General features: G+C 46.3%; 23 protein-coding genes, 1 tRNA gene and 1 other RNA gene. 18 read left to right on the plus strand and 7 right to left on the minus strand.

Going from position 1 to position 25928, the window contains the following annotated elements:
* Positions 1–27: 27 nt before the first annotated feature.
* From ACQCN2_RS11555 to ACQCN2_RS11580, 6 genes are all read right to left on the minus strand, one after another.
* The gene (locus ACQCN2_RS11555; protein WP_426929070.1) at positions 28–1149 is read right to left on the minus strand and encodes a DUF8173 domain-containing protein; all 1122 of its coding nucleotides are present in this window, start codon (positions 1147–1149) and stop codon (positions 28–30) included.
* Positions 1146–1700, minus strand: coding sequence for an anti-sigma factor family protein (locus ACQCN2_RS11560; RefSeq protein ID WP_426929071.1), 555 nt, complete (start codon positions 1698–1700; stop codon positions 1146–1148). Before ACQCN2_RS11560 ends, ACQCN2_RS11555 begins: the two co-directional genes overlap by 4 nt.
* Positions 1687–2295, minus strand: a complete 609-nt coding sequence (locus tag ACQCN2_RS11565; protein ID WP_426929072.1) for an RNA polymerase sigma factor — start codon at positions 2293–2295, stop codon at positions 1687–1689. The genes ACQCN2_RS11560 and ACQCN2_RS11565 overlap by 14 nt, the downstream gene beginning before the upstream one ends.
* A 534-nt stretch (positions 2296–2829) precedes the next feature.
* Positions 2830–3339: a stalk domain-containing protein gene (locus ACQCN2_RS11570; protein ID WP_426929073.1), complete on the minus strand. Its 510-nt coding sequence runs from the start codon at positions 3337–3339 to the stop codon at positions 2830–2832.
* A gap of 227 nt (positions 3340–3566) precedes the next feature.
* Positions 3567–3641 (minus strand) — tRNA-Arg (locus ACQCN2_RS11575).
* Between the two features lie 160 nt (positions 3642–3801).
* Positions 3802–4560, minus strand: a complete 759-nt coding sequence (locus tag ACQCN2_RS11580) for an IclR family transcriptional regulator (RefSeq protein ID WP_426929074.1) — start codon at positions 4558–4560, stop codon at positions 3802–3804.
* Positions 4561–4777: 217 nt separating this feature from the next.
* Between ACQCN2_RS11580 and ACQCN2_RS11585 the strand changes: the two genes are divergently transcribed.
* The 14 genes from ACQCN2_RS11585 to eno all read left to right on the plus strand — a co-directional run bounded on the left by ACQCN2_RS11585 (position 4778) and on the right by eno (position 21059).
* A complete protein-coding gene (locus tag ACQCN2_RS11585) occupies positions 4778–5887 on the plus strand; it encodes an ABC transporter substrate-binding protein (protein WP_426929075.1) in 1110 nt (369 codons plus the stop codon).
* A 9-nt stretch (positions 5888–5896) separates the two neighbouring features.
* A complete protein-coding gene (locus ACQCN2_RS11590; protein ID WP_426929076.1) occupies positions 5897–6991 on the plus strand; it encodes an ABC transporter ATP-binding protein in 1095 nt (364 codons plus the stop codon).
* A gap of 3 nt (positions 6992–6994) precedes the next feature.
* Positions 6995–7837: an ABC transporter permease gene (locus ACQCN2_RS11595; protein WP_426929077.1), complete on the plus strand. Its 843-nt coding sequence runs from the start codon at positions 6995–6997 to the stop codon at positions 7835–7837.
* The gene (locus ACQCN2_RS11600; RefSeq protein WP_426929078.1) at positions 7834–8634 is read left to right on the plus strand and encodes an ABC transporter permease; all 801 of its coding nucleotides are present in this window, start codon (positions 7834–7836) and stop codon (positions 8632–8634) included. Before ACQCN2_RS11595 ends, ACQCN2_RS11600 begins: the two co-directional genes overlap by 4 nt.
* Before the next feature lie 17 nt (positions 8635–8651).
* On the plus strand, positions 8652–9791 hold the full coding sequence (locus ACQCN2_RS11605) for a M20 family metallopeptidase (protein ID WP_426929079.1): 1140 nt from the start codon (positions 8652–8654) through the stop codon (positions 9789–9791).
* 201 nt (positions 9792–9992) lie between these two features.
* Positions 9993–11873 (plus strand): PhoX family protein, encoded by a 1881-nt coding sequence (locus ACQCN2_RS11610; protein WP_426929080.1) that lies wholly within the window; start codon positions 9993–9995, stop codon positions 11871–11873.
* Between the two features lie 210 nt (positions 11874–12083).
* Positions 12084–13466: an RNA polymerase factor sigma-54 gene (rpoN, locus tag ACQCN2_RS11615; protein ID WP_426929081.1), complete on the plus strand. Its 1383-nt coding sequence runs from the start codon at positions 12084–12086 to the stop codon at positions 13464–13466.
* Positions 13467–13508: 42 nt separating this feature from the next.
* Positions 13509–13784 carry a glutaredoxin family protein gene (locus ACQCN2_RS11620; protein ID WP_426929082.1) on the plus strand — a complete coding sequence of 92 codons (276 nt, stop codon included), beginning with the start codon at positions 13509–13511 and terminating at the stop codon, positions 13782–13784.
* Positions 13785–13925: 141 nt separating this feature from the next.
* On the plus strand, positions 13926–14951 hold the full coding sequence (locus ACQCN2_RS11625) for a sugar-binding transcriptional regulator (protein ID WP_426929083.1): 1026 nt from the start codon (positions 13926–13928) through the stop codon (positions 14949–14951).
* Between the two features lie 147 nt (positions 14952–15098).
* A complete protein-coding gene (gene gap, locus ACQCN2_RS11630; RefSeq protein ID WP_426929084.1) occupies positions 15099–16103 on the plus strand; it encodes a type I glyceraldehyde-3-phosphate dehydrogenase in 1005 nt (334 codons plus the stop codon).
* A 100-nt stretch (positions 16104–16203) separates the two neighbouring features.
* Positions 16204–17385 (plus strand): phosphoglycerate kinase, encoded by a 1182-nt coding sequence (locus tag ACQCN2_RS11635; RefSeq protein ID WP_426929085.1) that lies wholly within the window; start codon positions 16204–16206, stop codon positions 17383–17385.
* Between the two features lie 31 nt (positions 17386–17416).
* Positions 17417–18181, plus strand: coding sequence for a triose-phosphate isomerase (gene tpiA, locus ACQCN2_RS11640; RefSeq protein ID WP_426929086.1), 765 nt, complete (start codon positions 17417–17419; stop codon positions 18179–18181).
* Between the two features lie 5 nt (positions 18182–18186).
* On the plus strand, positions 18187–19728 hold the full coding sequence (gpmI, locus tag ACQCN2_RS11645; protein ID WP_426929087.1) for a 2,3-bisphosphoglycerate-independent phosphoglycerate mutase: 1542 nt from the start codon (positions 18187–18189) through the stop codon (positions 19726–19728).
* Positions 19729–19772: 44 nt separating this feature from the next.
* The gene (gene eno / locus ACQCN2_RS11650) at positions 19773–21059 is read left to right on the plus strand and encodes a phosphopyruvate hydratase (protein WP_426929088.1); all 1287 of its coding nucleotides are present in this window, start codon (positions 19773–19775) and stop codon (positions 21057–21059) included.
* A gap of 133 nt (positions 21060–21192) precedes the next feature.
* Here the strand turns inward: eno and ACQCN2_RS11655 are convergent, their stop codons facing one another.
* The gene (locus ACQCN2_RS11655) at positions 21193–21600 is read right to left on the minus strand and encodes a YqzM family protein (RefSeq protein ID WP_426929089.1); all 408 of its coding nucleotides are present in this window, start codon (positions 21598–21600) and stop codon (positions 21193–21195) included.
* 243 nt (positions 21601–21843) lie between these two features.
* Between ACQCN2_RS11655 and secG the strand changes: the two genes are divergently transcribed.
* The 4 genes from secG to ssrA all read left to right on the plus strand — a co-directional run bounded on the left by secG (position 21844) and on the right by ssrA (position 25918).
* On the plus strand, positions 21844–22092 hold the full coding sequence (gene secG / locus ACQCN2_RS11660; protein WP_426929090.1) for a preprotein translocase subunit SecG: 249 nt from the start codon (positions 21844–21846) through the stop codon (positions 22090–22092).
* A gap of 180 nt (positions 22093–22272) precedes the next feature.
* Entirely contained in the window at positions 22273–24717 is a 2445-nt protein-coding gene (rnr, locus tag ACQCN2_RS11665; protein WP_426929091.1) for a ribonuclease R, read from the plus strand.
* 68 nt (positions 24718–24785) lie between these two features.
* The gene (gene smpB, locus ACQCN2_RS11670; RefSeq protein ID WP_426929092.1) at positions 24786–25259 is read left to right on the plus strand and encodes an SsrA-binding protein SmpB; all 474 of its coding nucleotides are present in this window, start codon (positions 24786–24788) and stop codon (positions 25257–25259) included.
* Positions 25260–25562: 303 nt separating this feature from the next.
* Positions 25563–25918: a transfer-messenger RNA gene (gene ssrA / locus ACQCN2_RS11675) on the plus strand.
* Positions 25919–25928: the final 10 nt, after the last annotated feature.

Genomic DNA, 25928 nt, shown 5'->3' on the forward strand with positions numbered 1-25928 from the left:
TTTCGACGTAGAAATCCTTTACTTGATTCAGCAGTTATTAGAATGACGGATAGCAGTTGCAGAGGCTCCCAGAAACAACATGGTGATGATCAAATTCAAGAGCCACCCCAGAAAAGGAATTTGCAGGACTCCATATACAACCAGAACGCCAAGAAACTCGGCCATTAACGGGTGAAGTGGCCACTGAAAACGTTTGGCTATTCGTGAACCCAGCCATGTTCCAATAAAAATCTTGGACACGTAAAACAGTATAAAAAGTGAAAAGAAAAGGGTCAACGAGATCGGAATCCCGATGATGCTTAACAGTAAAATAATCGAAATGATGGGAACTCCAAAGATAAACAATGCGCCTAAACCAAACAAAGGCGTCCATTCTCCGTCAAACTGCCGATGGATCTGATGAAGGGCTTTGGGAAACAGGAAACGGAGGAGCAGCCAGATCATGATGGTGCTGAGTAACGACATCAAGAGAAATAGTACGGGTAAAAACGTAAAGGAACTTTTCTCTTTGGGTTGATCCAGTGTGAATCGTTCTTGTCCGTTGACTGCGGCTCCAGGATGAATGACCGCTCGTGCAGGAGCGGAGTAAACCAGATCTCCGTTAATTTTGGCGGTCGAATCAATCGTCAAGTTATTAACCCTCATGAAAGAAGTGCCCTGGCCAAGCTCACCACCGACACGCATGACGTTAACAAACCCGTTCGCTTCCCGATTGACCTTTCCTTTGATATCTAACGATTCGGCAAAGGTCATGACGCTCCCCAATACATGTGCCCCAGGGGAGACCAAAAGATTTTGGTTAAAAGAAGAGATGTTGCGAGTAATCGTACCGTCAATAATCGCATGTTGGGTAATCGCTCGTAAATTCCCGTCGATTTTACCGTGAACGAGGGTGTTCGCCGCAAAAGCGATCACATCCCCTTTGACCTCACCATTGATTTGGACGCTCTCTGCGAAGACATACAAATCTCCATCCACTTTACCATCTATTACAGCCTTTTGCGCGTTTACAAATAAGTCGCCAGGATAAGTCGCGTCAGAAGAGAGGACGAATGATCCTTGATCCACTGAGCCGAACGCATAGACAGCAGAGCCAGTGAACCCGAACAAACAAAGTACAGTGATTAGAAGGATCCCCCAGCGTTTCATTTTTTCAACACTCCTTTAGATTCGTTCCAGTGTTGATAGGGGTCCTTGTATATATTCAGGAAAAGCAGGCAGCTTAACAGGAAGATAAATAATGTGGATACCGTATAGATATCCGGTAAGTCCAGAAGGGAACCAGCCTTTTCCTTGATCCAAAAGGTAGAGACCCAGATAACCGAGTGCTGCCACATATCCCAAATCGACTCGATCCAACGGAACATCCAGCCTTGGAAAAAGAAGGCCAAATAGACCAACGCACCCGTAACAAAACTGAATAAGAGGGTGAACCGATAAGTAAATCGTCTGTTGCTCTGCTTGTGCAACTGGGCAATTTCATTGATTTGATGCAACGTGGATGCGGATAATTCAATCTCCTGTACATGAAATTGTGTGGCAAACGAATGCTGAAAAAACGATTGTTCAGCTTGCCAGTGAGCGAGTAATAACTGACAACCCGGGCAATCGACGAGATGACTGGCCACCTTCAAATTCTCTTCAGAACTCAATTCGTGATCGATATACATCATCATTGTCAACTCATCAATATGCAGCATCGATTACCCTCCTTTGTACTTGGTGTTCAAACAGCTGCTTCAATTGCTTGCGGGCACGAAACAAACGCGTTCCGACTGTGTTTTTACTCATCCCAACCAATTCGCCGATCTCATCGTAGCTTAATTGATCCGTGAAGCGAAGTGTAACAATCAACCGATCCGTCTCATCTAAATGATGGAGAAGCTCGTGAAGCTGAGAAACAAATTCTTTTTGGATGAATTCTTCCTCGGGGTTATTATTAAGAACTGCTTTATTGATTTGATGGTGAAGTTGATCATCTTCCATCGTGATCTCCCTCTTTTTTCGTAAAAAGTCGATACATGTATTGGAAACAAGACGGTATAACCATGAATGAAACGGGTAGGTTTGATCATATTTGTGGAGATTTTGAGCAACTTTTAACCAGACTTCGTTATTTAAGTCTTGGACGTCATGATAGGAATAGATCATTTTTTGAATGATTCGCAGAACCCGCTTCCCAAACATCTGAACAAGCTGTTGAAAAGCTGTGGAATCACCATGGAGAAACTGCTGTATGTATTGGGATGCGGTATGGTTTAAACGGAACAATTCATCCCTTTGTGATTCATCCATCGTTATACCTCCCTTCATTTACTGAATACGGAAACCCCTTACAGTTAATTTCAGACAAATTGGTGAAAAAGGGGAGAGTTATCCACAGAATTATCAACAAGTTGTTAACAAAAACATGTGTTCGCTGGATGGAGTTGGTGGAAAATAGCGAAAAAAAATAAAAACGCCTCAATCATTGATTTAATTATCCACAAACTTATACACAGATTCCACAACTTCTGAGGATAAACTGTGGAAAAATAAAAAAAGAGAAGGCATTACGCCTTCTCTTTCAGCTTTTATTATCGTCCACAGTGTGGGCAAGGTTCAATTTCTTTGGCTTTGCACTCTTCACAAAAAATAGGAAGGGGAGTTGGTTTGTTTGTCATCCATATGACTCCTTTCAAACGTTCCTTTATTTGTGTTTCGTCAACTCTCTTAACACTTGTACTGTATCATTATTTTAGCGAGAAAGAAAGTGTTTGTACTGTGTCCTTTTTTAAATCGCTTTCTATATGGTTTATTTTACTTCGAAGGCAATTGTGCATATAGGGCTTAAAATAATGTTGTAACTGCACCCGAACTTGGATTGACAATATAGTAGCCGTACGTGCTGGTGTAACTGTCTCCGGTTTGGAAATTGTTGACGACCTCTTTGTAAATATGAATCACATAATTGCCTTTTTCATCCTCGTGGTCGAATTCGATTTTGTAATCGGCCGAAATCTTATTCAAATATTTCTTTTTAACCAGATCAACAGCCTCCAACTTGGAATACATCTTCACAGTCGGTATTTTTCCGATGTAGATGGACGCGGTTTTGGAGTCATACAGCACGGATTTGCCCAAATTTTCCGCCACGAACCGGATCGGAACATAGACCGAGTTCTTATAAAGAATCGCTTGCTTGTCCGTATTCGGGGATTTCGGAACAGCGTCAAAATAATACGTGTAAGGCTTCGTAACCTCGACATTCGGGGTGCTTGATGTTGCGTAAGCAAATCCTGAGAAAAGAACCGACCCGACGATAATTCCCCCGATAAAAGATTTCAACTCCCATTTCATCTCGTAACGACTCCAATTCTATCATATTCAATAAATTCCATCTTATATTATGACAAAACTCCCTTTTATTCGCTATCGAGCGCAGGTAATAGGTGGAATTTACTAACATACGGTTGCAATTAAATCGCTCGTAGGTCTAAATAATTACCGAGAAAAGGCAAATAAAAAACCTCCGTTTCATTCAACGGAGGTATAACGACAAAATTAGGTTCTATTCGATGTGTAAATGGTACGCCCGAGAGGAATCGAACCTCCGCACGCGGTTCCGGAGACCGCTGCTCTATCCACTGAGCTACGGGCGCATGATCATAGACAGCAAAATTTATTATAAATCAATTTGCTTAAAAAGTAAAATGGTAATTCAAACATAATAAACTACCTACACAGAAGTAGGTAAGAGAAAGAGCCTGCAACGAATGACCCGCAGGCGTTTTTGAGTTATCTGAATGTAAACAACACCTGCTAAGGTCGATAGCCTAAATCCGCGGACATGTTTTGCACGGTAGCTAAGATCTGTTGGAGGATAGTCTCTTGTTGCGGCTGGATTCGATCGGAGGGGCCGATTACACTGATCGAGGCGACGACCTGCCCGCTGGCATCAAAGATTGGAGCGGCAATTCCAGTGACACCGACATTGCGACGGTTCGCACTGATTTCATAACCCTGACGGCGGATCTGGGCGAGGTGGGACTTTACCTCCTCGGGTGCGGTGTAGGAATAAGGTGTATAGGTTTTAAGTGTGCCTCTCATTACCTCGTCTTGATAGTTCTCCGTCTGATGGGCTAGTATCACCCGCGAAGCAGAGGTCGCGTAAGGCGGAAACCTACGGAAGATTTCTACGTTAAACCGGATGGGATGTTGTGACTCGATTTTGGCGACGTAAATCGCATCTTTCTTGTCCAAAATGCAAAGGGCAACAAGCTCGCTGGTACGCGCGGCCAAATCTGACATGTATGTTTGGCCAAATTCGACGATATCGTGATTCTGGATCACTTTGTTTCCCAGCTCCAAGAGGGTGTAGCCAAGTGTGTATTGCTTGGTGTGCTCGTTTTTCCGGATGAAGCCCTCTTGTTCCAAGGTGGTTAGTATCTTATGTACTGCCCCTTTGGAAAGTTGGAGTTTTTTGCTTAATTCCGTAACGCCCAGTTCCTTTCGCGAGTCGTCGAGGAACACCTTTAACAGTCTGGCGCTGTTGCGGACGGATGAAAGAACATTGTCCATTTGCTGAAACCCCTTTAGATAAAATGAATTCAGGGAAAATAATCATTAGTCTACCACAAAAGTAGAAATCGGTAATGGGTTGATCCAGTTTATCAGAAAATAATTTTGACTTAGTTGAATTTTCTGTCATAACATGGTAGGATATGCCTATCGTTCTCTTATTAGAAACTACGTTCTCTATTCGTGAACAACAATTAGATTGGGGGATCTATTTACGATGAAAAAGAAAGCGCTATCAGTATTGTCTGTTCTTTCGCTTGCAGGGATGTTGCTTGCAGGATGCGGTAACTCACCTGCATCACAACCGGCTGGTAAGTCAGCAGAAACTGCCGCAGGAAGTCAATCGCAGTTGGAGGATTCACTTGTGATCGCCGGTAACGGGGCGACAGTTGAAAAATTAATGAAGGATCAGATTTTCAAAAAATTTAATGAGAAGTATCCCAATGTAAAGTTGAGTTATGTATCCGGTGTATCTACCGAAATTGTGGCGAAGGTAAAAGCGCAGAAAGCTGCGCCGCAAATCGACTTGACGGTTATAGAGGGGGGCGAGCAAGAAAAGGGCCGCGTGGAAGGTCTTTGGGAGCCGCTCACCGAGAAAGATGTAGCGAATATGAGTAGTGTGTTGAAAGAACTGGCGGTTAAGGATAACAGCGGGGTAGCGGTAAACTTTACGCCGATGGGGATTTCCTACAATACCGAACTGGTGAAGGAGAAGAATTTGCCAGTGCCGACTTCATGGAATGATCTTGCGAAGCCAGAAGTAAAAGGAAACATTACGATGACTGACGTGGCAAGCAACTTTGGGCGTTCCACATTGATCATGCTGGCTTATGCCAATAGCGGTTCCGAGAAGAACATTGACCCTGGTTTTGAAAAAATGAAAACAATTGCCGGTTACATGCCGACCTTTGCCAAGAGTGCGGCACAGCTTCAGCAAAATCTGCAAAACAAGAGTGCGGCCTATACCACCTGGACAATGGCCCGCAGTCTGACTCAAAAGGAAGCGGGATTGCCACTGGAGTTTGTTTTCCCTCAAGAGGGAGGCAACCTCGTACCGAATGTCGCGACGCTTGTGAAAGGTGCCAAGCATCCTGTCGCAGCCAAGGAATTCATCAACTTCCTGCTAAGCGATGAAGTGCAAACCTTGTATGCGACCAAGTTGTTCTACAACCCGGCCAAGGAAGTTGATCTTCCGAGCGACCTGAAGAAGAAACTTGATTTTGACCGCAAAAAGGTCGTGATCTTCGATTATGAAGTAGTAGGCAGCAAAACGGCTGAATGGCTGGATCGCTACAACAAGGAAATCGCTCCAAACGTAGGAAAGTAGGTGCAAACGTTGACAAAGAAAATCGATGTTGAACTCGTAAACATCCAGAAGCGATTTCAAAACAACATCGTCGTAAATGATTTCAACCTGCAAATCGAGCAAGGAGAGTTTATCTCCTTTCTGGGTCCTTCTGGTTGCGGGAAAACGACTACGCTGAACATGATTGCCGGGTTTTTAGAACCGGATGAAGGGGATCTCTTCATTAAAGGACAACGGATGAACGGCGTGCCGCCCTATAAACGGGAGCTTGGGATGGTATTCCAGACTTATTCACTCTTTCCTCACATGACGGTGGCAGAAAATATAGCCTACGGTCTGAAGTTGCGCAAGGTAGGGAAAACGGAAATGCATGAGCGGGTCAAGCGAGTTCTGGAACTCGTAAAATTGCCGCATGTGGCAGACCGTTATCCGAAACAGCTTTCTGGAGGCCAGCGTCAACGGATTGCGATTGCTCGGGCACTGGTGATTGAGCCCTCCTTACTGCTGTTGGACGAGCCTCTTAGCAACCTGGACGCAAAGCTACGGGAGGAACTGCGCGACGAATTAAAGCGTCTTCATCAGGAGATCGGTGTCACCACCATCTTCGTCACCCACGATCAGGAAGAAGCACTCTCGTTATCCGATCGGATTGTCGTACTGAATCACGGGTTTGTTGAGCAGATTGGTTCACCATTGGATATATACAACCGCCCGGCCTCAGAGTTTGTCCATACATTCATCGGAAAAACCAATCGGATGACCGGACACGTCGTATCACAGGATGGAAACCTGCTTACGATCAAAACGGATTCCGGGCTTGTAATGCGTGCTCTAACGGAGCAACAATCGTTTGCTACGAATCAGGCGGTTACGGTGTTTGTCCGACCAGAAAAAATCAAGCTTCAGACCCTTGCAGGTAATAATGCAGATTACAATATCACGACAGGAACATTGTCCATGACAACCTTCCTTGGTGCTTTTACGGAATGCGAGGTTAACGTTGCCAATGGACAACCGCTTCATGTAAAGATGCTGGATAAGCTTGCGGGACTTACCGCAGGACAGCATGTCGTGTGTGAGTGGGACGTTGCGGACGTGTTGGTCATGCCGTTGGAGAGGGGGTAGCATATGAACAAGCGTCTCGCTATTCTTTTGTTGCTTGCCCCTGGTTTGGCAGTACTGATCGGCGTGTTTTTGATTCCGATGCTTATGATGTTCCTGCTTAGCATTCAAAATGACCAACAACATTTCAGCCTGCAAAACTATCTGTTGTTTGTACAGGACAAGTTTTATCTGGATATTTTGTGGCGTACGATCAAGGTTAGCCTTTGGACGGTATTGTGCACACTGGTGCTTGGTTATCCGGTCGCTATGTACATGGCACAGGTGACAGGACGTATGCGCGGGATCGTCACAATGCTCATCCTTGCGCCCCACCTGATTAGTGTTGTGATTCGTAACTTCGGCTGGGTGGTCATTCTGGGAGAAAAGGGCTGGATTAACGAGCTGCTTTTGAAGCTGGGTGTGATCAGCTCGCCATTGAAACTGTTGTACAACGAGCTTGGTGTCGTAATCGGTCTTACAGATGCCTTTATTGCCTATATGGTACTGTCGATTGCCACCAGCTTGTATGCGGTTGATCCGTCTTTGGGCAAGGCCGCTTCGATTCTGGGTGCTTCTAGGCTACGTGCCTTTTGCACTGTAACTTTGCCACTCAGTCTACCAGGGGTAATCGCTGGTACGACGTTGGTATTTAGCCTGTCAATGAGTGCTTTTGTCACACCAGCACTGATGGGGGGAACCTCTGTCAAAAGTATGCCGGTCATCGCTTATGAACAAATCATGTCTACACTTAATTGGCCGTTGGGCGCGGCGTTGGCGTTCCTTTTGCTGGGCAGCACGATTCTTCTTGTAACGCTGTTTACGAGACTGGTTGAGACGAAGCGATATCGGGAGGTGTTTACATCATGAAAAAATGGAATGGAACAGCTATCGTTACTTTTCTGGTGCTGCTCCTCGTAAACGCACCGTTTCTCGTGATTATTCCCAGCTCATTTACTGAAGCGGGCTATCTTGCGTTTCCGCCAGAGGGCTTTTCCTGGCAGTGGTATTCAATGATTCTCGATCGACCGGAGTTCGTGGAGTCTTTTTGGTTCAGCCTTCAGCTGGCAGTCATCTCCGCTGTGCTGGCAACGGTGATCGGAACGCTTGCGGCGTTTGCCATTTCGAAATATAAGTTTCGTGGAAGTCGCTTCATCAACAGTCTTTTGTTATCTCCTCTTACGGTTCCTTCACTCATTATCGGGATTGCGGCGCTATTGTTTTTCACTCGCGTTGGATTGGCTGGAACGTTTACGGGCCTTCTGCTTGCCCATGTTCTTATCTCCATTCCATACGTTGTAAGGCTAGTGCTCACTGGGCTAACCAGTTTTGACTTTACCTTGGAGAAAGCAGGCTATATGCTAGGCGCAAGTCCGCTGCGTGTATTCTGGGATGTAACCTTGCCGCTATTGCGTCCGGCGATCATCTCGGGAATGATTTTTTCGTTTCTGACTTCGTTTGACAACGTGACCATTTCTCTTTTCCTAGTCGCACCGGATACGACAACCTTGCCATTGGCGATTTTCAGTTATATGCAGGAGACTTTGGACCCTTTGGTAGCGTCCATTTCGTCGGTCGTCATCCTGTTGAGCCTTCTGTTCATCCTGCTCCTAGAAAAGATGTACGGACTGGACCGCATGTTTGGGCTTAACTCACAATCACACTAATGGAGTTGTACGGATTCATGTCGATACTATCTTATATTGAAGAGCAGAAGCCAGAGTTTCTCCGGTTGCTTGAGGAGAGCGTCAATATCGACTCGCCATCCGGTAGCAGAGAGCAGGCAGCCGTCATGGCTGATTGGTACACCCGGCAGTTCGAGCGTTTAACGATGGGAGGCAAGGTAGAACGCATTTTTAATACGGTTTATGGCGACCAATTGCGCTGTATCGTTGGAAATGGGAAGAAACGGGTACTGCTCCTTGGTCACTACGACACAGTCTGGCCGATCGGTGAAACAGATATCCGTCCTTTTACCATAAAGGATGACAAGGCGTTTGGCCCAGGAAGTTATGATATGAAAGCAGCGCTGTTGCAAGCGATGTTTGCCATACGGGGGCTGCAGGAATTGGGACGCTTCCCGGCGGATAAACAGGTTGTGCTGTTCATCAACAGCGACGAAGAGATTGGCAGTCCCACCTCGCGGGAGTTGATTGAACGCGAAGCGCGTGCTTCAGATGTTGCATTTGTTCTCGAGCCGCCGATGGCACCTAACGGAGCACTCAAAACGTGGAGAAAGGGAAGCGGCTGGTTCAAGGTGCAAGTTCAGGGAATATCTGCCCATGCCGGAGTGGATCATCAAAACGGGGTGTCGGCCATTGAAGAGCTGGCCCATCATGTTCAATATTTGCACAGCCTGACTAATTATGAGTCGGGTACTACTGTCAATGTAGGGATGATAAAAGGGGGAATTGGCGCCAATGTAGTCGCTGATTACGCGGAAGCCGATGTGGATGTCCGTGTAATGACCGCAGCTGAAGCCAAGCGTATCGAAGAACTGATACTCCAATTGAAGCCGGTGAGGAAGGGAACGCGTCTCACCGTGACGGGAGGCATCCGTCGTCCACCGATGGAGCGAAGCAGCGGAACCGCCGAGTTGTTTGCTCTAGCTAGACGGATTGGTGAAGAGGAGTTGGGTCTTCACTTGGAGGAATCCGGGACAGGTGGTGTCAGCGACGGCAACTTTACCGCAGCTTGCGGTGTTCCTACGCTTGACGGTCTGGGAATTGTCGGGGATTACGCCCATTCTCCAGATGAATACGTCAACCTACGGGAAATTTCTCGGCGGACGGTCCTGCTGGCACGGTTAATTGAAGAGTGTTGATTGAAGATTACATCGATAGTGACTCGATTGGAAAAGCCTGCGCATGTTTAACTGCGGCAGGCTTCTAGTATTTGTAAAGAGAGATTCATGATAAACCAACACTGGCTTAACAATATCCCTAAATAATGTTAACAATTGAACGGTAGAATCTGAATTGTTTGATAGTTCTGTTGTTTACTAGATTAATGGGGGGAAACTCACGTGAAGAAGCTAGTTGGTCCTATTCTTAGTTTATCTCTTTTATTACCGGTGGTGGCTCCTGTTACTGTCCAAGCTGATTCAACACAACAAGTGCCAGAGTCGGCGCGAGGTTCAATCAAGTCTGTTCAGTTTATTGGAATGGAAGCACCGTCTACAGTTGAAGAACGGACACAAGCCTATTCAAAGGCTCAGGTAGAGGTTACATACAGTAACGGAATGAAAAAATCAATCCCGCTCTCTTACAATACCTTGTACAAATCAACAGATGAAATTGGCGGAATGAATCCTGGATTAGCGATTGATGTTAATGGCAAGCCGATCATGGACACCAGCGTCCCAGGCAAAACTACGCCATTTATCTCAGACGATCCTGACAGTAATGACTTACTACAAGTAAAAGGAGCCCCTGCAACAGGCAAGGGAGGCAATCCTTTGTATCTCGTGACTCACTACGAATATATCACCAAGGACGCTTCCGGCGGCAGTGCCTACGGAATTGTCCCGGCATCCATGAGTTTGACAACAGTGGATCAAAACAAAAAAACGGGTGAGCTTTCCCCAGTGAAAGTAAAGAAAATCGATTTCTCGGGTGTCGATGGCTTATGGATTCCGTGTAATGGATCTCAATCCCCATGGAATACTCACTTAGGCAGTGAGGAATATGAGCCAGATGCTCGCGCATATGAAGCGGACCCAACGAAAACCTACGTTGGTCCATTCACCAAAAGTTACTTCGGTACCAATAAGCCAGGAAATCCTTATCATTATGGATTCCTTCCTGAAGTGACAGTCAAGCCGGATGGCTCCACCAAAGTGGCCAAGCACTACAGCATGGGACGGATTTCTCGTGAGCTTGTTAAAGTGATGCCGGATGAGCGGACCACTTACATGGGGGATGACGGCAGCAGCACCATGATGTTTATGTACATTGCGGATAAGGCGAAAGACCTTTCAGCTGGAACTTTATACGCGGCCAAGTGGATTCAAACCAGTGACAAGGACGGCGGAGCAGCCAACCTTAACTGGATCAAGCTTGGACATGCGACAGATGCAGAAGTGAAAGAATATGCTGATAAGCTGAAATTTAGTGATCTGTTTGAAACAGCAGACAAGGATACACCTGGATTCACCAAAATTAAAACGTATCCATCTGGCAAGGATGAATGGCTCAAGGTGAAGCCAGGTATGGAAAAAGCTGCGGCCTTCCTGGAATCCCGTCGTTATGGAGCCATTATGGGCGCCACCTCCGAATTCAACAAGATGGAGGGTGTAACCTTAAATGCGAAGGATAAGAAGCTGTATATCGCCATGTCCTATTTGAGCGGAGCTATGCAAGCTGACGATAAGGCACCAACAGATGATATCAAACTTCCAAAAATCAACGCTGGTGTAACATTTGAAGTCTCGCTTACAAATAAGCAAAAAGATTCGAAGGGCAAAAAGATTGACAGCGACTACGTAGCATCCTCTATGAATGGTTTGATTGTCGGGGAAGACATGAGCGCTCCAGATGCGGTGGGAAATACAGCGGTTGTCGACAAAATCGCCAACCCAGACAACCTCTCCTTCTCGGAAAAGACGCGTACCCTCTTTATCGGTGAGGACAGCGGCATGCACGTGAACAACTTCATGTGGGCTTATAATGTGGATACGAAGAAACTTTCACGGATTCTGTCTCTTCCAGCTGGAGCGGAGTCTACTGGATTGCAGGCAGTGGACAACATGAATGGTTTCATGTACGTGATGAGCAATGCGCAGCATCCGGGCGATCTGGAAGAAATGAAGACAATTCCTGCTGATTTAAAAGCGCAATTAGCCGCCAAGATCGATTCGAAAGCTGGGGTTGTAGGATATATTTCCGGTATTCCTGCAATCAAGTAAATAGTATAATAATTCTAGCGAGAGCCACCTCGTCACATTGATGAGGGGCTTTTCTATTTGGAAAATTGCTTGGCAATCAATAGAGTTTTCCAAAATAGGTTAAAATTTTTGGTTGGCAGGAAAATTGCATGATTAATCGAATAGTATGTAAAGAACCGACAAATTTAAACATGAAGTAAGTTTCAACAATATAAGGAGGCGGAGCCAGTTATGAATATGGGATTTGGATTGTATCAAGAGCAAACTCTTAAACTGGTGATGACGCCAGAGCTTAGGCAAGCTATTGCGATCTTGCAATATTCCGCTACAGACCTTCTCAATTACCTGCAAGAGCAAGCCAATGAGAATCCGGTAATTGAACTGCAGGAAATTAGCGCCACGCATGAGACAAATCTCGAGAAGCGTCAGAAGGAAGCGGTAGAGATCGATTGGAAAGAAGTGATCTCCAATCGAGCGACTGGTGATTATAGCGTAAGTAAAAATGAAAGCACTTACAATCCGCTTGACCATGCGCATTCTTCAGGAAAAACCTTGTATGAGCACTTGGAGTCGCAGCTAGGCTACCTCAAAGGATTATCAAGCAGCTATCGACAATTGGCGCGATTCCTGATTGGCAATCTGGATGAGAAGGGGTACCTGGAGATTACGCTGGAAGAAGCGAGTGAGCGATTGAACGCTCCAATAGAAGAATTGGAACAGGTACTTGCCATTATCCAACGATTTGATCCGGTTGGGGTTGGAGCACGCAGCCTGGAAGAATGTCTCTTGCTGCAGATGGACTATGAAGGCTTTCATGATGAGCATTCTGTGCGAGTAGTTCGTGAGCATTTACAAGACCTGGCGAATAATCGGTTTACCCGTATCGCGGATAAATTGCAGATCAGCGTCCAAGAGGTTCAAGAAATTGCGGATATTGTCCGCTCGTTGAATCCCCGACCGGGAGCAGCCTTCGGATCAGGAGATACTCGGTTTATCATCCCTGATGTAACCGTAGAAAAAGTTGGTAGTGAATACGTCGTATTAGTCAACGATGCGTCGGCTCCACGCTTATCCATCAGTCGATTTTATGAGCGAATGTTAAAAGAGGGCAAGACTCGAGAAGATGCGAAAGAGTTCATCCAAGACAAACTAAATTCAGCCCTCTGGTTGGCCAAAAGCCTAGAGCAGAGACGAATGACATTAATGAAGGTTACGCAGGCGATTCTGGAGACGCAACGGGACTTCTTTGATAAAGGCATTCATTATTTAAAGCCGATGACCCAGAAGGATATTGCGGAACGTGTTAGTTTGCACGAATCTACAGTGAGTCGCGCCACTAGTAATAAATACGTCCAGACTCCCCGTGGAGTGTTTGAATTAAAGTACTTCTTTACCTCAGCGCTCACTACAGCGTCGGGGGATTCGGCATCCTCAGAAAGCGTCAAGAAGCGGATTAAATCATTGATCGACACGGAAGACCGCAAGCAGCCATTGTCGGATCAGAAGCTTTCGGAGCTGCTTTCTCAAGAAGGAATCGAGATTTCTAGGCGGACAGTCGCCAAGTATCGAGAAGAAATGTTGATTGCTTCCTCGGCCAAACGCAAACGCTTCTAGACAGCGTTCGTGCAAGAAGAGAAAGAGACAGGATGGATGTGGATGAATAGGCTCCCATTTCAAATAAAAGTATATGGACGCCCAGGCTGTCATTTATGTGAGGACGTCGAGAAAATGATTCAGCGAGTAGCCAAAAAGATTCCGCTGATCATGACCTCAGTAGATATTACGGAGGACGACGAGCTTCATATGAAGTATATGTTAACCATACCGGTGGTGGAGATTGACGGTGATGAGGTGTTCCCGTCAATTTCTTCCGTTGTATCAGAAAATGAATTTAGGGAAGAACTAAATAAGCGTTCGAATTTGTTCACATAAAAAGCAAAACTCCAGCTTGTCATGTAACCCGGGATGCGGTACTATACAGGTGTAAGGCGATTGCTTTTTTTTGCAAGATGCGGGACAAAAAATGCACAACAGGGACTTAAGCAGTCCCACTCCTATTCAAGGAGGTGAGTTATGCGTCAATTAATTGAAATTCAACAAAAGCTAGTACCTGATTTACTGGAAACTCTGCGTAAACGATATACTTTGCTTCAATCGATCTACCATCTTCAACCTATCGGACGGAGGGCCTTAGCCCAGATGATGATGACGACCGAGCGAATTTTGCGAGCTGAAGTGGATCTGCTAAAAGAAATGGGTCTGCTGGATGTATCGTCCATCGGGATGAGTTGTACGTCTGAGGGAATGCGCATCCTCGAACGAATGCAAGAAATGGTTGATGAATTATTCGGCCTTACAGAATTGGCGCAGATGCTCCAGCAACGATTGGGAATCGAGCAGGTTTTCATTGTACCCGGCAACGCCGATGCCTCGGAGTGGGTGAAGCAAGAGCTTGGTCAAATCGGAGCCAGGGTGTTGAAGCAAACTGTACAAGAAGGAGATGTAATCGCCGTTACCGGTGGTTCGACCATCGCAAGTGTTGCTTCTCATCTCATGCCATCCCCTGTTTTTCGGAGCGCACAATTCGTGCCTGCGCGAGGCGGTCTGGGAGAACGAGTTGAGTTCCAAGCGAACACCCTTGTCTCCATGATGGCATCCAAAACAGGCGGTACCTATCGACTGCTGCATGTTCCTGACCGTTTAAGCGCTGACGCGTTTCAATCACTCGTGACTGAACCTCAGATTGCGGAAGTGCTGTCGCTTGTAAAATCTGCAAGGGTAGTGCTTCACGGAATCGGTGATGCTTTTACTATGGCCAAACGGCGCCTGTATGATGACAAAGAACTGGCAGAACTTCAAGAAGCGGGTGCGGTTTCAGAAGCCTTTGGCTATTACTTTGATTCCCAAGGCGAGATCGTTAAGCGAATGCCAACGATTGGTCTGCATCTGGAAGAAGTCAAACAAGCCGAGGTCGTCATCTCTATCGCAGGTGGAAGCAGCAAAGCGCAAGCCATTCTTTCCTTCGCAAAACAAAATTGCCAAAATGTCCTTATCACGGACGAGGGAGCGGCACGAGCGTTGCTAACGAAGACCGAATAAGGATTGGAAGTTCGGCGCAAATCAGTTATTACGATCCTGTTTGCTTATGTACCATTTGGGAATAATACCAGTGATGTAGCAAGCCCACGCAAACAGAGAATCTTAAATAAATAATTTTGCTTTACAAATAGAAGGAGGTCTTTACTCATGGTTAAAGTAGGTATTAATGGATTTGGACGAATTGGACGTAACGTATTCCGCGCAGCGCTTAAAAATCCTAATGTACAAATTGTAGCGATTAACGACCTGACTGATGCAAAAACTTTGGCTCACTTGTTGAAATATGATAGCGTACACGGCAAATTGAACGAAACTGTTGAAGTATCCGGCAACAACTTGATCGTAGGCGGAAGAGAAATCGCGGTTTTGGCTGAGCGTGATCCAGGCGCTTTGAAATGGGGAGAATACGGTGTTGAGATCGTAGTAGAATCTACTGGCCGTTTCACAAAACGCGAAGACGCTGCGAAACACTTGGAAGGCGGCGCGAAAAAAGTTATCATCTCCGCTCCAGCTACTAACGAAGATATCACAGTGGTTATGGGTGTTAACCATGAACAATACGATCCAGCGAAACACACTGTTGTATCCAACGCTTCTTGCACAACCAACTGCTTGGCTCCATTCGCAAAAATATTGCTTGAAAAATACGGCATCGTTCGTGGCTTGATGACAACTGTTCACTCTTACACCAACGACCAACAAATTCTTGACTTGCCACACAAAGACTTGCGTCGTGCTCGCGCGGCTGCGGAAAGCATCATCCCAACTTCTACTGGCGCTGCAAAAGCAGTTTCCCTTGTTCTTCCTGAATTGAAAGGCAAACTGAATGGTATGGCAATGCGTGTGCCTACACCAAACGTATCTGTTGTTGACTTGGTAGTAGAACTGAACAAAGACGTAACAGTTGAAGAAGTTAACGCTGCGTTTAAACAAGCGGCTGAAGGCGAATTGAAAGGTATCCTGGCTTACTCTGATGAGCCATTGGTATCTGTTGACTACAACGGTGACCCAGCTTCTTCTACAATCGATGCGTTGTCCACAATGGTAATCGACGGCAACATGCTGAAAGTTGTTGCTTGGTATGATAACGAGTGGGGTTACTCCAACCGTGTAGTAGATCTTTGCACATATATTGCACAGCGTGGCCTCTAAACCTTACAATTAGTACGGTATGAAAATAAAAGGGAGAGGATGAATACTCTCCCTTTTGGCTTTAACCATTCGTTTACCCAAACCTGAGGAGGATTTCGTCGTGAACAAAAAGTCTATCCGCGAAGTTGATTTAGCCGGAAAACGAGTGTTTTGCCGCGTAGATTTCAACGTTCCTATGCAAGATGGCAAAATTACGGATGATACGCGTATCCGTGCAGCATTGCCAACCATTCAATATTTGGTGGAGCAAGGAGCGAAAGTGATTCTCGCGAGCCATTTTGGACGTCCAAAAGGCCAAGTGGTTGAAGAAATGCGTTTGACTGCAGCTGGAGAACACCTCTCCAAACTTTTAGGCAAACCAGTGAAAAAGCTCACGGATTCCATTGGTCCTGAAGTGGAACAAGCTGTTGCTGCCATGAACAATGGCGACGTGATTTTGTTAGAAAACGTTCGCTTCCATGCAGGCGAAGAGAAGAACGATCCAGAGTTGGCGAAAAGCTTTGCCAATCTTGCTGATGTGTTCGTAAATGACGCGTTTGGTGCGGCTCACCGTGCACACTCCTCAACAGCTGGAATTGCCCAATATATCCCTGCTGTAGCTGGTTTCTTGATGGAAAAAGAAATTCAATTCCTCGGTGGCGCATTAAGCAAGCCTGAGCGTCCATTCACCGCAATCATTGGTGGAGCGAAGGTAAAAGACAAAATCGCTGTTATTGAAAATTTGTTAACGAAAGTAGATACATTGATTATTGGCGGAGGTATGGCCAATACTTTCATTAAAGCCCAAGGCTATGGCGTTGGTTCTTCCTTGTGCGAAGAAGACAAAGTGGAGCTTGCACAAAGCTTGATGAAACAAGCGAAAGAACGCGGAGTCAACATGCTGATGCCTGTAGACGTAGTCGTGGCGGATAAATTTGCGGCGGATGCGGCGACACAGGTTGTTAGCATCGATACGATTCCGGATGGCTGGATGGCACTCGATATCGGTCCGAAGAGCTTGGAGATTTTCCGCAAAGCGGTGGAAGGCTCCAAAACGATCATCTGGAACGGCCCAATGGGTGTATTCGAAATGGACGCGTTCGCAAAAGGAACCATCGGTGTTGCCGAAGCAATGGCGACTTCTTCCGGAGTGACGATCATCGGTGGCGGGGATTCTGTTGCAGCGGTTGAAAAAGCTCATGTTGCGGATAAAATGTCTCATATCTCCACTGGCGGCGGTGCCTCCCTGGAATTCATGGAAGGCAAAGAGCTTCCGGGGGTAACGGTTTTACAAGACAAATAAATTGATGATGTGTGTCAGGGAGGAAGTTTGGATGAGAACACCAATACTGGCAGGAAACTGGAAGATGTTCAAGACGATTGCGGAGGCAACCGAGTTTGCTAAACAACTGCTTGCCAAACAGCCGATTTCCGGAGTGGAACAAGTCATTTGCGCGCCATTTACGGCTTTGCCTGCGTTAGCAGAAAGCCTTAAAGGTTCATCCTACGCTTTAGGCGCACAAAACATGCACTTCGAGGAACAAGGCGCGTTTACCGGCGAAATCAGTCCGTTGATGTTGAAAGAATTAGGGATTGCCTACGTAATTCTGGGTCATTCCGAGCGTCGTCAATATTTTAACGAGACCGATGAAACAGTGAACAAGAAAACCAAAGCGGCATTGGCTCACGGCCTCAAACCGATTGTTTGCGTAGGGGAATCCTTGCAAGAATACGAGGCAGGCCAAACAGAGCAAGTGGTAGAACGTCAAACCAAACTTGCGCTGGACGGAGTGGACAAGGCTGAACTCTCTCATGTGGTAATCGCCTATGAACCGATCTGGGCGATTGGAACCGGTAAATCTTCTTCCGCTGAAGAAGCGAACAAGACAATTGCTTACATCCGTCAAGTGATTGCCGGACTTTATGACCAAGCGTCCGCTGATGCTGTTCGCATTCAATACGGTGGAAGTGTGAAGCCTGAGAATGTGGAAAGCTACTTGACTCAATCAGATATCGATGGGGCTCTTGTTGGTGGAGCAAGTCTTACTGTTGATGGATACACCAGCCTAATCGCTGGAGCAAGCGCAGCTAGGAGGTAAGTCAAATGGCAAATAGACCTAAACCTGTAGCGTTAATGATACTTGACGGCTTCGGTTTGCGTGACGAGTCATACGGCAATGCTGTGGCTCAAGCCAAGAAACCGAATTATGACAGACTGTGGAACGCTTACCCGCATACGACGCTAGGAGCAAGTGGTATGTCAGTAGGACTTCCTGAAGGACAAATGGGGAACTCTGAAGTAGGGCACTTGAATATTGGTGCGGGACGTATCGTTTACCAGGAGCTGACCCGTATCACCAAAGCCATTCAAGATGGCGAGTTCTTCAAGAATGAAACAATGCTCAAAGCCTTTAACCACTGCAAAGAAAAAGGCAAGAAAATGCACCTGTTTGGACTTTTATCAGATGGGGGTGTACATAGCCACATTACCCACCTGTTCGCGATTCTGGAAATGGCGAAGCGTGAGAACTTCCATGAGGTTTATGTTCATGGCTTCCTTGATGGCCGTGACGTAGCTCCAGACAGCGCAGTGAAGTACATCGAAGAACTTGAAGCGAAAATGAAGGAAATTGGTGTCGGTAAAATTGCGACAGTCCAAGGCCGTTATTATGCAATGGATCGCGATAAACGCTGGGAGCGCGTAGAAAAAGCATATCGTGCGATGGTATACGGTGATGCTCCAAAATACACCGATCCGATTAAAGCGGTCAAAGAATCCTATGAGAAATCCATCATGGACGAGTTCGTCATGCCGACCGTTATTGTGGATGAACAAGGACAACCGGTAGGAAAAGTAGAGAGTGAAGACGCGATTATCTTCTTCAACTTCCGCCCTGACCGTGCAATCCAAACATCTCAGGCGTTTACTAACGATGATTTCCGCGGGTTTGATCGCGGTGAAGGAAGACCGAAGAATCTCTTCTTTGTCTGCCTGACCAAATTCTCTGAGACTGTGGATGGATATGTTGCTTATAAACCAACCAACTTGGACAATACATTGGGTGAAGTGCTTTCTCGCAACAACCTAACGCAATTGCGTATTGCCGAAACGGAGAAATATCCACACGTGACGTTCTTCTTCAGCGGTGGACGTGAGCAGGAATTCTCTGGTGAGAAGCGCATTCTCATTCCTTCTCCAAAGGTTGCAACCTATGACCTTAAACCTGAGATGAGTGCTTACGAAGTGACCGAAGCGGTTTTGAAGGAGATCGAAGCCGAAAACTTCGATGTGATCATCCTTAACTTTGCGAACTGTGATATGGTGGGTCATTCTGGTAAAATGGAACCAACGATCAAAGCGGTTGAGACCGTGGATGAATGTATGGGCAAGGTAGTAGAAGCGATTACTGCCAAAGGTGGCGTAGCGCTTGTTACAGCTGACCACGGCAATGCAGATGTGATGCTTGATCCGGAAGGTCGCCCGATTACTTCCCACAGCACCAACCCTGTTCCTCTGATCGTGACGAAGGAAGGGCTTACGCTTCGTGAAGGCGGAGTGCTGGCTGACCTCTCACCAACTATGCTAGAACTTCTGGGTATTCAACAACCTCAAGAGATGACTGGCCAAACACTCATCAAGAAATAATAGCAGGTAAAGTAATTAACCCTATTAAAGGAGCTGGATATACAATGGCAATGATTACAGACGTTTATGCTCGTGAAATTCTTGATTCTCGCGGTAACCCAACAGTAGAAGTTGAAGTTTATTTGGAAGATGGCGCTATGGGTCGCGCAGCGGTTCCATCCGGAGCTTCTACAGGAGCATATGAAGCAGTTGAGCTTCGTGACGAAGACAAATCCCGTTACCTCGGTAAAGGCGTTCTCAATGCGGTTAAGAACGTAAACGACATTATCGCGCCTGAGATCATCGGCATGGATGTTTTTGATCAAGTTGGTATCGATATGACCATGATCGAATTGGATGGTACACCGAACAAAGGTAAATTGGGCGCTAACGCAATCCTTGGCGTTTCCATGGCTGTAGCTCGCGCAGCTGCGGATTCTTTGGGTGTTCCACTCTACAACTACCTTGGTGGATTCAATGCCAAAACACTTCCAGTTCCAATGATGAACATCTTGAACGGTGGTAAACACGCGGACAACACTGTAGACATTCAAGAATTCATGGTAATGCCTGTAGGCGCTGAATCCTTCTCTGAAGCGCTTCGCATCGGTGCTGAGATTTTCCACTCCTTGAAAAAAGTGCTTGCTTCCAAAGGCTTGAACACAGCAGTAGGTGACGAGGGTGGTTTCGCGCCAAACTTGAAATCCAACGAAGAAGCGATCACAACTATTCTCGAAGCGATCAAAGCAACTGGTTATGAGCCAGGTAAAGATGTATTCTTGGCGCTTGACGTAGCTTCTACTGAAATGTACAAAGACGGCAAATACCACTTCGAAGGCGAAGGCGTTGTGAAAACAACAGAAGAAATGATCGCTTTCTACGAAGATTTGATCAGCAAATACCCAATCATCTCTATTGAAGACGGTTTGTCCGAAGACGACTGGGATGGCTGGAAAGCACTTACTGAACGCATCGGTCACAAAGTTCAATTGGTGGGCGACGACTTGTTCGTAACCAACACAGAGCGTCTTGCTCGCGGTATCGAGAGCAGCACAGCCAACTCCATCCTTGTAAAAGTAAACCAAATCGGTTCGCTTACTGAAACATTTGATGCAATCGAGATGGCAAAACGCGCTGGTTATACAGCAGTGATCTCTCACCGTTCTGGTGAAACCGAGGATTCCACTATTGCGGATATCGCAGTAGCGACCAACGCTGGCCAAATCAAAACGGGTGCTCCTTCCCGTACAGACCGCGTAGCGAAATACAACCAACTTCTCCGCATTGAAGACGAGTTGGGCGAAACTTCCCGCTTCGGTGGCCAGAAAGCTTTCTACAACTTGAAAAAGTAAGGGAAGCGCCTGGCAAGAGCAAAAACAAAAAGCATGCTGTCTGATTGACGGCATGCTTTATCTTTTAATGTGTGAACAGATCCATGAAAAATAAAAAAACCCTTGAGGATCAGGGTTTTTTTAGATGTTCAACTTACTTCTTCTCGGATAGCCATTTGGCTACTGCCTTGACTTGAGCATCGTCTTTCAGCAGTCCAGGTGGCATGCCGCCTTTACCATTCTTCAAAATGTTCTCAATTTCTTCTGGCTTGTACTTGCTTCCGATTTTGGTCAAGTTCGGTCCCATAGCACCTTCGAGGTTTTGACCGTGGCAAGCCGTACAAGTTTGTTTCACGATCTGTTCTGCGTTCACTTCTTTAGATGGTGCGGTAGCTGCTCCGCCGTTTTTTGCTTGTTCGCCGTGTTGTGGAGGGTACATGACAGAAACTACAAGTGCGATAAGAAATACGAGAAAAAGAATACCGAAGGAAGTGAAAAAGGCCTTTCCAGAATCGATTACGTCATTCTGATTCATATCCTTTTTGAAATTGGATCCAGCCATGCAATAAAGACCTCCTAATGAAAAATAGACGACTCAAAAGCAATTTTACGGTAAATTATGGGTGGTTGCAAGGCAAGCCTTCATCCGACAAAAAAAATCCATATTTTGATGAACTTGATGAATACAGGCAACTGTGATACATTTAGATAGATGTTTATTTTTGAGAATCTCTAAACTTTTTTCGATATGTACCTGTACATGCCAATATGCGAAAATGATCAAACTTTTGAGGTGAATAGAAGCATGGGTATTACGCTTATTAAAGTGTTGCTTGCTATCTCTAGCATTGGACTAATTCTTGCCGTATTGCTTCAGTCCGGTAAAAGCGCTGGTCTCTCTGGAACGATTTCCGGTGGAGCGGAACAATTAGTTGGAAAACAGAAAGCTCGCGGTTTTGACGCGGTTTTGGGTAGATTGACTACTGTTTTGGCTGTACTTTTCATGGTATCTGCCATTTTATTAGGTTACTTCCTGAAACGATTCGGTGGCTAATATGGATAGCTAGAAGGGCAGCAAGTTTAGTACTTGCTGTCTTTTTTGTGCTTTTCGGGAATTTATCATAGGAAAAGGGTACCATTGTGCTGAAATCAGGCGTACGATGAGATTACAGGGGTTGTTTCAACAGTTAATTGCAAATACTTATAGTATAAATAAGAAAAAAGGAGCCTGCCTATGAAAGAAGAACAAATTCTTTCGTTTATGCGAGAGCAAGCTTACCATCCGATGACGGTGCAAGAACTGGAAGAGGCCTTTCAGTTACAAAACTCCGATGATTTCAAGGAACTGGTAAAAACATTAAATATATTAGAAGATCAAGGAGCCATTATTCGTACACGAACAAATCGTTATGGCGTTCCTGAGAAGATGAATCTGATTCGTGGACGATTGCAGAATCATCCCAAAGGGTTTGGCTTTGTCATTCCGGAAACAGAAGGACAGCCAGACATCTACGTCCATGCCAATGATATGCATGGTGCTATGCATGGGGATATCGTGCTGGTCCGAGTGGAGAAGGAATCGAATGGAGCTCGTCTTGAGGGGCGGATCATTCGAATTGTCGAGCGTGGAATTACCGAGGTAGTTGGGACATTCCAGGACGAGACGCATTATGCCTTTGTCGTGACCGATGACAGACGGATTGCCAAGGATATTTTCATTCCCAAAGCAGCTTACAATGGAGCGGTTGACGGACATAAGGTCGTCGTAAAAATCGTTCGTTATCCAGAGGGACGCGCCAATCCAGAGGGAGAAGTCGTTGAAATCCTTGGTCACAAGAACGACCCGGGTGTAGACATTCTTTCGATTATCCGCAAATTTGGATTGCCAGAAGCTTTTCCGGCAGATGTATTGGCAGAGGCTGAAGATGCTCCAGATGAAATCAGTGAAGAGGAAATCCGCGGACGTCGCGATTTGCGTGACCGCATGATGGTGACCATCGACGGAGCGGACGCCAAGGATCTTGATGACGCTGTCTCATTGGAGAAGCTGGACAACGGTAACTATCGATTAGGTGTACATATCGCCGACGTCAGCTATTACGTCAAGGAAAAATCGGCCTTAGACAATGAAGCCTATAAACGGGGAACCAGTGTCTACCTCGTGGATCGGGTAATCCCGATGATTCCACACCGTCTTTCCAACGGAATCTGCAGCTTGAATCCCAAAGTCGATCGCTTGACGGTCAGCTGTGATATGGAGATTGACCGAGAGGCGAATGTCGTTAAGTACGATATCTTTTTAAGTGTGATTCGCACGAATGAGCGGATGACGTATGCGGATGTCAGAAGCATTCTCGAAGATAAGGACGAAGCTCTAATCGAGAAATATCAAGATCTCGTTCCGATGTTTCAACAGATGGAAGAACTTTGTCTGAAACTTCGCAGCAAGCGGATGCGCCGTGGTGCGATTGATTTCGATTTCCGCGAAGCCAAAATCTACGTCAACGAAGAAGGCGTACCAACAGATATCGGCTTCCGTACCCGTTCCATTGCCGAACAGATGATTGAAGAGTTCATGCTGGCCGCCAACGAAACGGTTGCGGAGCATTTCCACTGGATGAAGCGACCCTTTATTTATCGGATTCACGAAGATCCCAAGGAAGAAAAGCTGCAAGCGTTTATGGAGTTTGTGACCAATTTTGGATACAGCGTACGTGGAAAAGGAAATTCTGTTCATCCACGGGCCTTGCAGCAACTCCTCGAAGAAGCCAAAGGCACACCGGAAGAAATTATCATCAGTACCGTCCTGCTTCGCTCGATGAAGCAAGCCAAATATTCGGCGGAGAGCCTCGGACACTTCGGGTTGGCAACGGAGTTTTACACACACTTTACTTCACCAATCCGACGATACCCTGACCTTATCGTGCATCGCATGATTCGGGAATGGATTCAGTTTGGCGAAATGAGCGGTGAGAAGGAAGCCTATTGGGCAGAGCAGATGCCGATTATCGCTGAGCATACCTCCCAACGTGAACGATTGGCGGTAGATGCCGAGCGCGAGACGGACGATCTGAAAAAAGCGGAGTTCATGAAGGAGCACATCGGGGAAGAGTTCGAGGGTGTCATCTCCAGTGTGACGTCTTTCGGGATGTTTATTGAGCTGCCGAATACCATCGAAGGGCTTGTTCACGTCAGCTACTTAACCGATGACTACTACCATTACCACGAAAAGATGTACGCGCTGGTAGGGGAACGAACCCGCAAGCAGTTTAGAATCGGTGATGTGGTGCAGGTGCGGGTAGCCAATGTAAATGTAGATGAACGCACCATTGACTTTGAGATTGTCGGCATGAAGAAGAGTGCGCCTCGCTTTGACCGCAAGCCCAAAGTAATCGAAGGCCGAGGCGGAGGCAACTTCCGTGGTCAACGCGGCGGTCGTAATGAACGCGGCAAAAATAAAGAGATGAGCCCAGCTGCAGCTCGCCGTAAAAAAATCAAAGACAAGAATCCGATAACCGCTAAACCAGGGTTCGACCTGGCATCCTCGCGAGATGATGCGGGGAACAGTGAAAATGAGGCGAAGCGGGAGAAGCCGAAGCAGTTCTGGGAGGATCTGGTCGCTGCCAAAAAACAGCGCAAAAACAAAGTGGCCAAATCCGCCAAGCGTAAGAGAAAATAACCAACTTGCGAGTATGCTCTTTTTTTGATAAACTAACTGATACCATTCAGGTCTGCGAGGTGATCTTCATGTCTACTATAAAAGCGGGAACCAAAACCGTAGCTCAAAACAAAAAAGCCAGACACGACTACTTCATTGAAGAAGTGTATGAAACAGGAATCGCTCTAACCGGTACGGAGATCAAATCCCTGCGCGCTGGACGGGTACAGTTAAAAGACAGCTTCGCCCGAATTGAGCATGGTGAACTCATGTTGCACAAGGTGCACATCAGTCCATACGATCAGGGCAACCGCTTCAATCATGAGCCTGAACGTACGCGCAAGCTGCTTATGCGACGTAATGAGATCCTGAAACTCATTGGGCTTACGCGTGAAAAGGGCTACTCCCTTGTACCGCTCAGCATTTACCTGAAGGGCGGCTGGGCCAAGGTTGAACTGGGTCTGGCGAAAGGGAAGAAGAACTACGACAAGCGGGAGACGTTGAAGAAGAAAGATGCAGTACGCGAAGTCGAACGTGCGTTACGTGATCGTCAAAAAGCGTAACTGGTTCTTTTTACCCCGTTTGGCTATAAACTAACATTGATACCGTCTATACGATATGCTATATTAAGTGTACTACCACGACAGATGCCTTACCTCGTATGGTCATCTATCTGTTAACAACTTTTTAATGAATTTAGGTCATCAGCAGATGATTTAATTGCTGAATTTAGGTGGAGAAGACCCGTTCTTGTCCACCTAGATTTTCTTATCTCTCATATTTTTTGGTGGAATGTTTCAAACCTTTTCATGCTAACCTTCTAACCTCTAATTTTCTAACCTTACCAAAGGTTAGACTTCTATCATGGGGGCGTTCTGGATTCGACGGGGATGGTTGAGCATAAGAAGCGAGCCGGGGGGCTGCGGACCTCGTCATCAACGCGGAAAGCCATTAACTGGCAACAAACAACTTTCTCTCGCTGCTTAATAACCAGTGAGGCGCTACCACTCCATCGCCCATGTGGCGTGAATAGCGCTCAACTTTAGTGGGATACGCCGGAGACCTCCGCCTGGGGTCGAAGGAAGAAGATCAATCAGGCTAGGTGCTGGGTCAGCGCGTCACTCCGCGAATCCATCACCGAAACTTAAATGAGTGACTGCGCTCGGAGATGCTTATGTGTCGCTGTTTTCGGACGGGGGTTCGAATCCCCCCGCCTCCACCATACATAACAA

Origin of the sequence: Brevibacillus ginsengisoli, from assembly GCF_050113715.1 — a bacterium.
Lineage (GTDB): Bacteria > Bacillota > Bacilli > Brevibacillales > Brevibacillaceae > Brevibacillus_H > Brevibacillus_H ginsengisoli.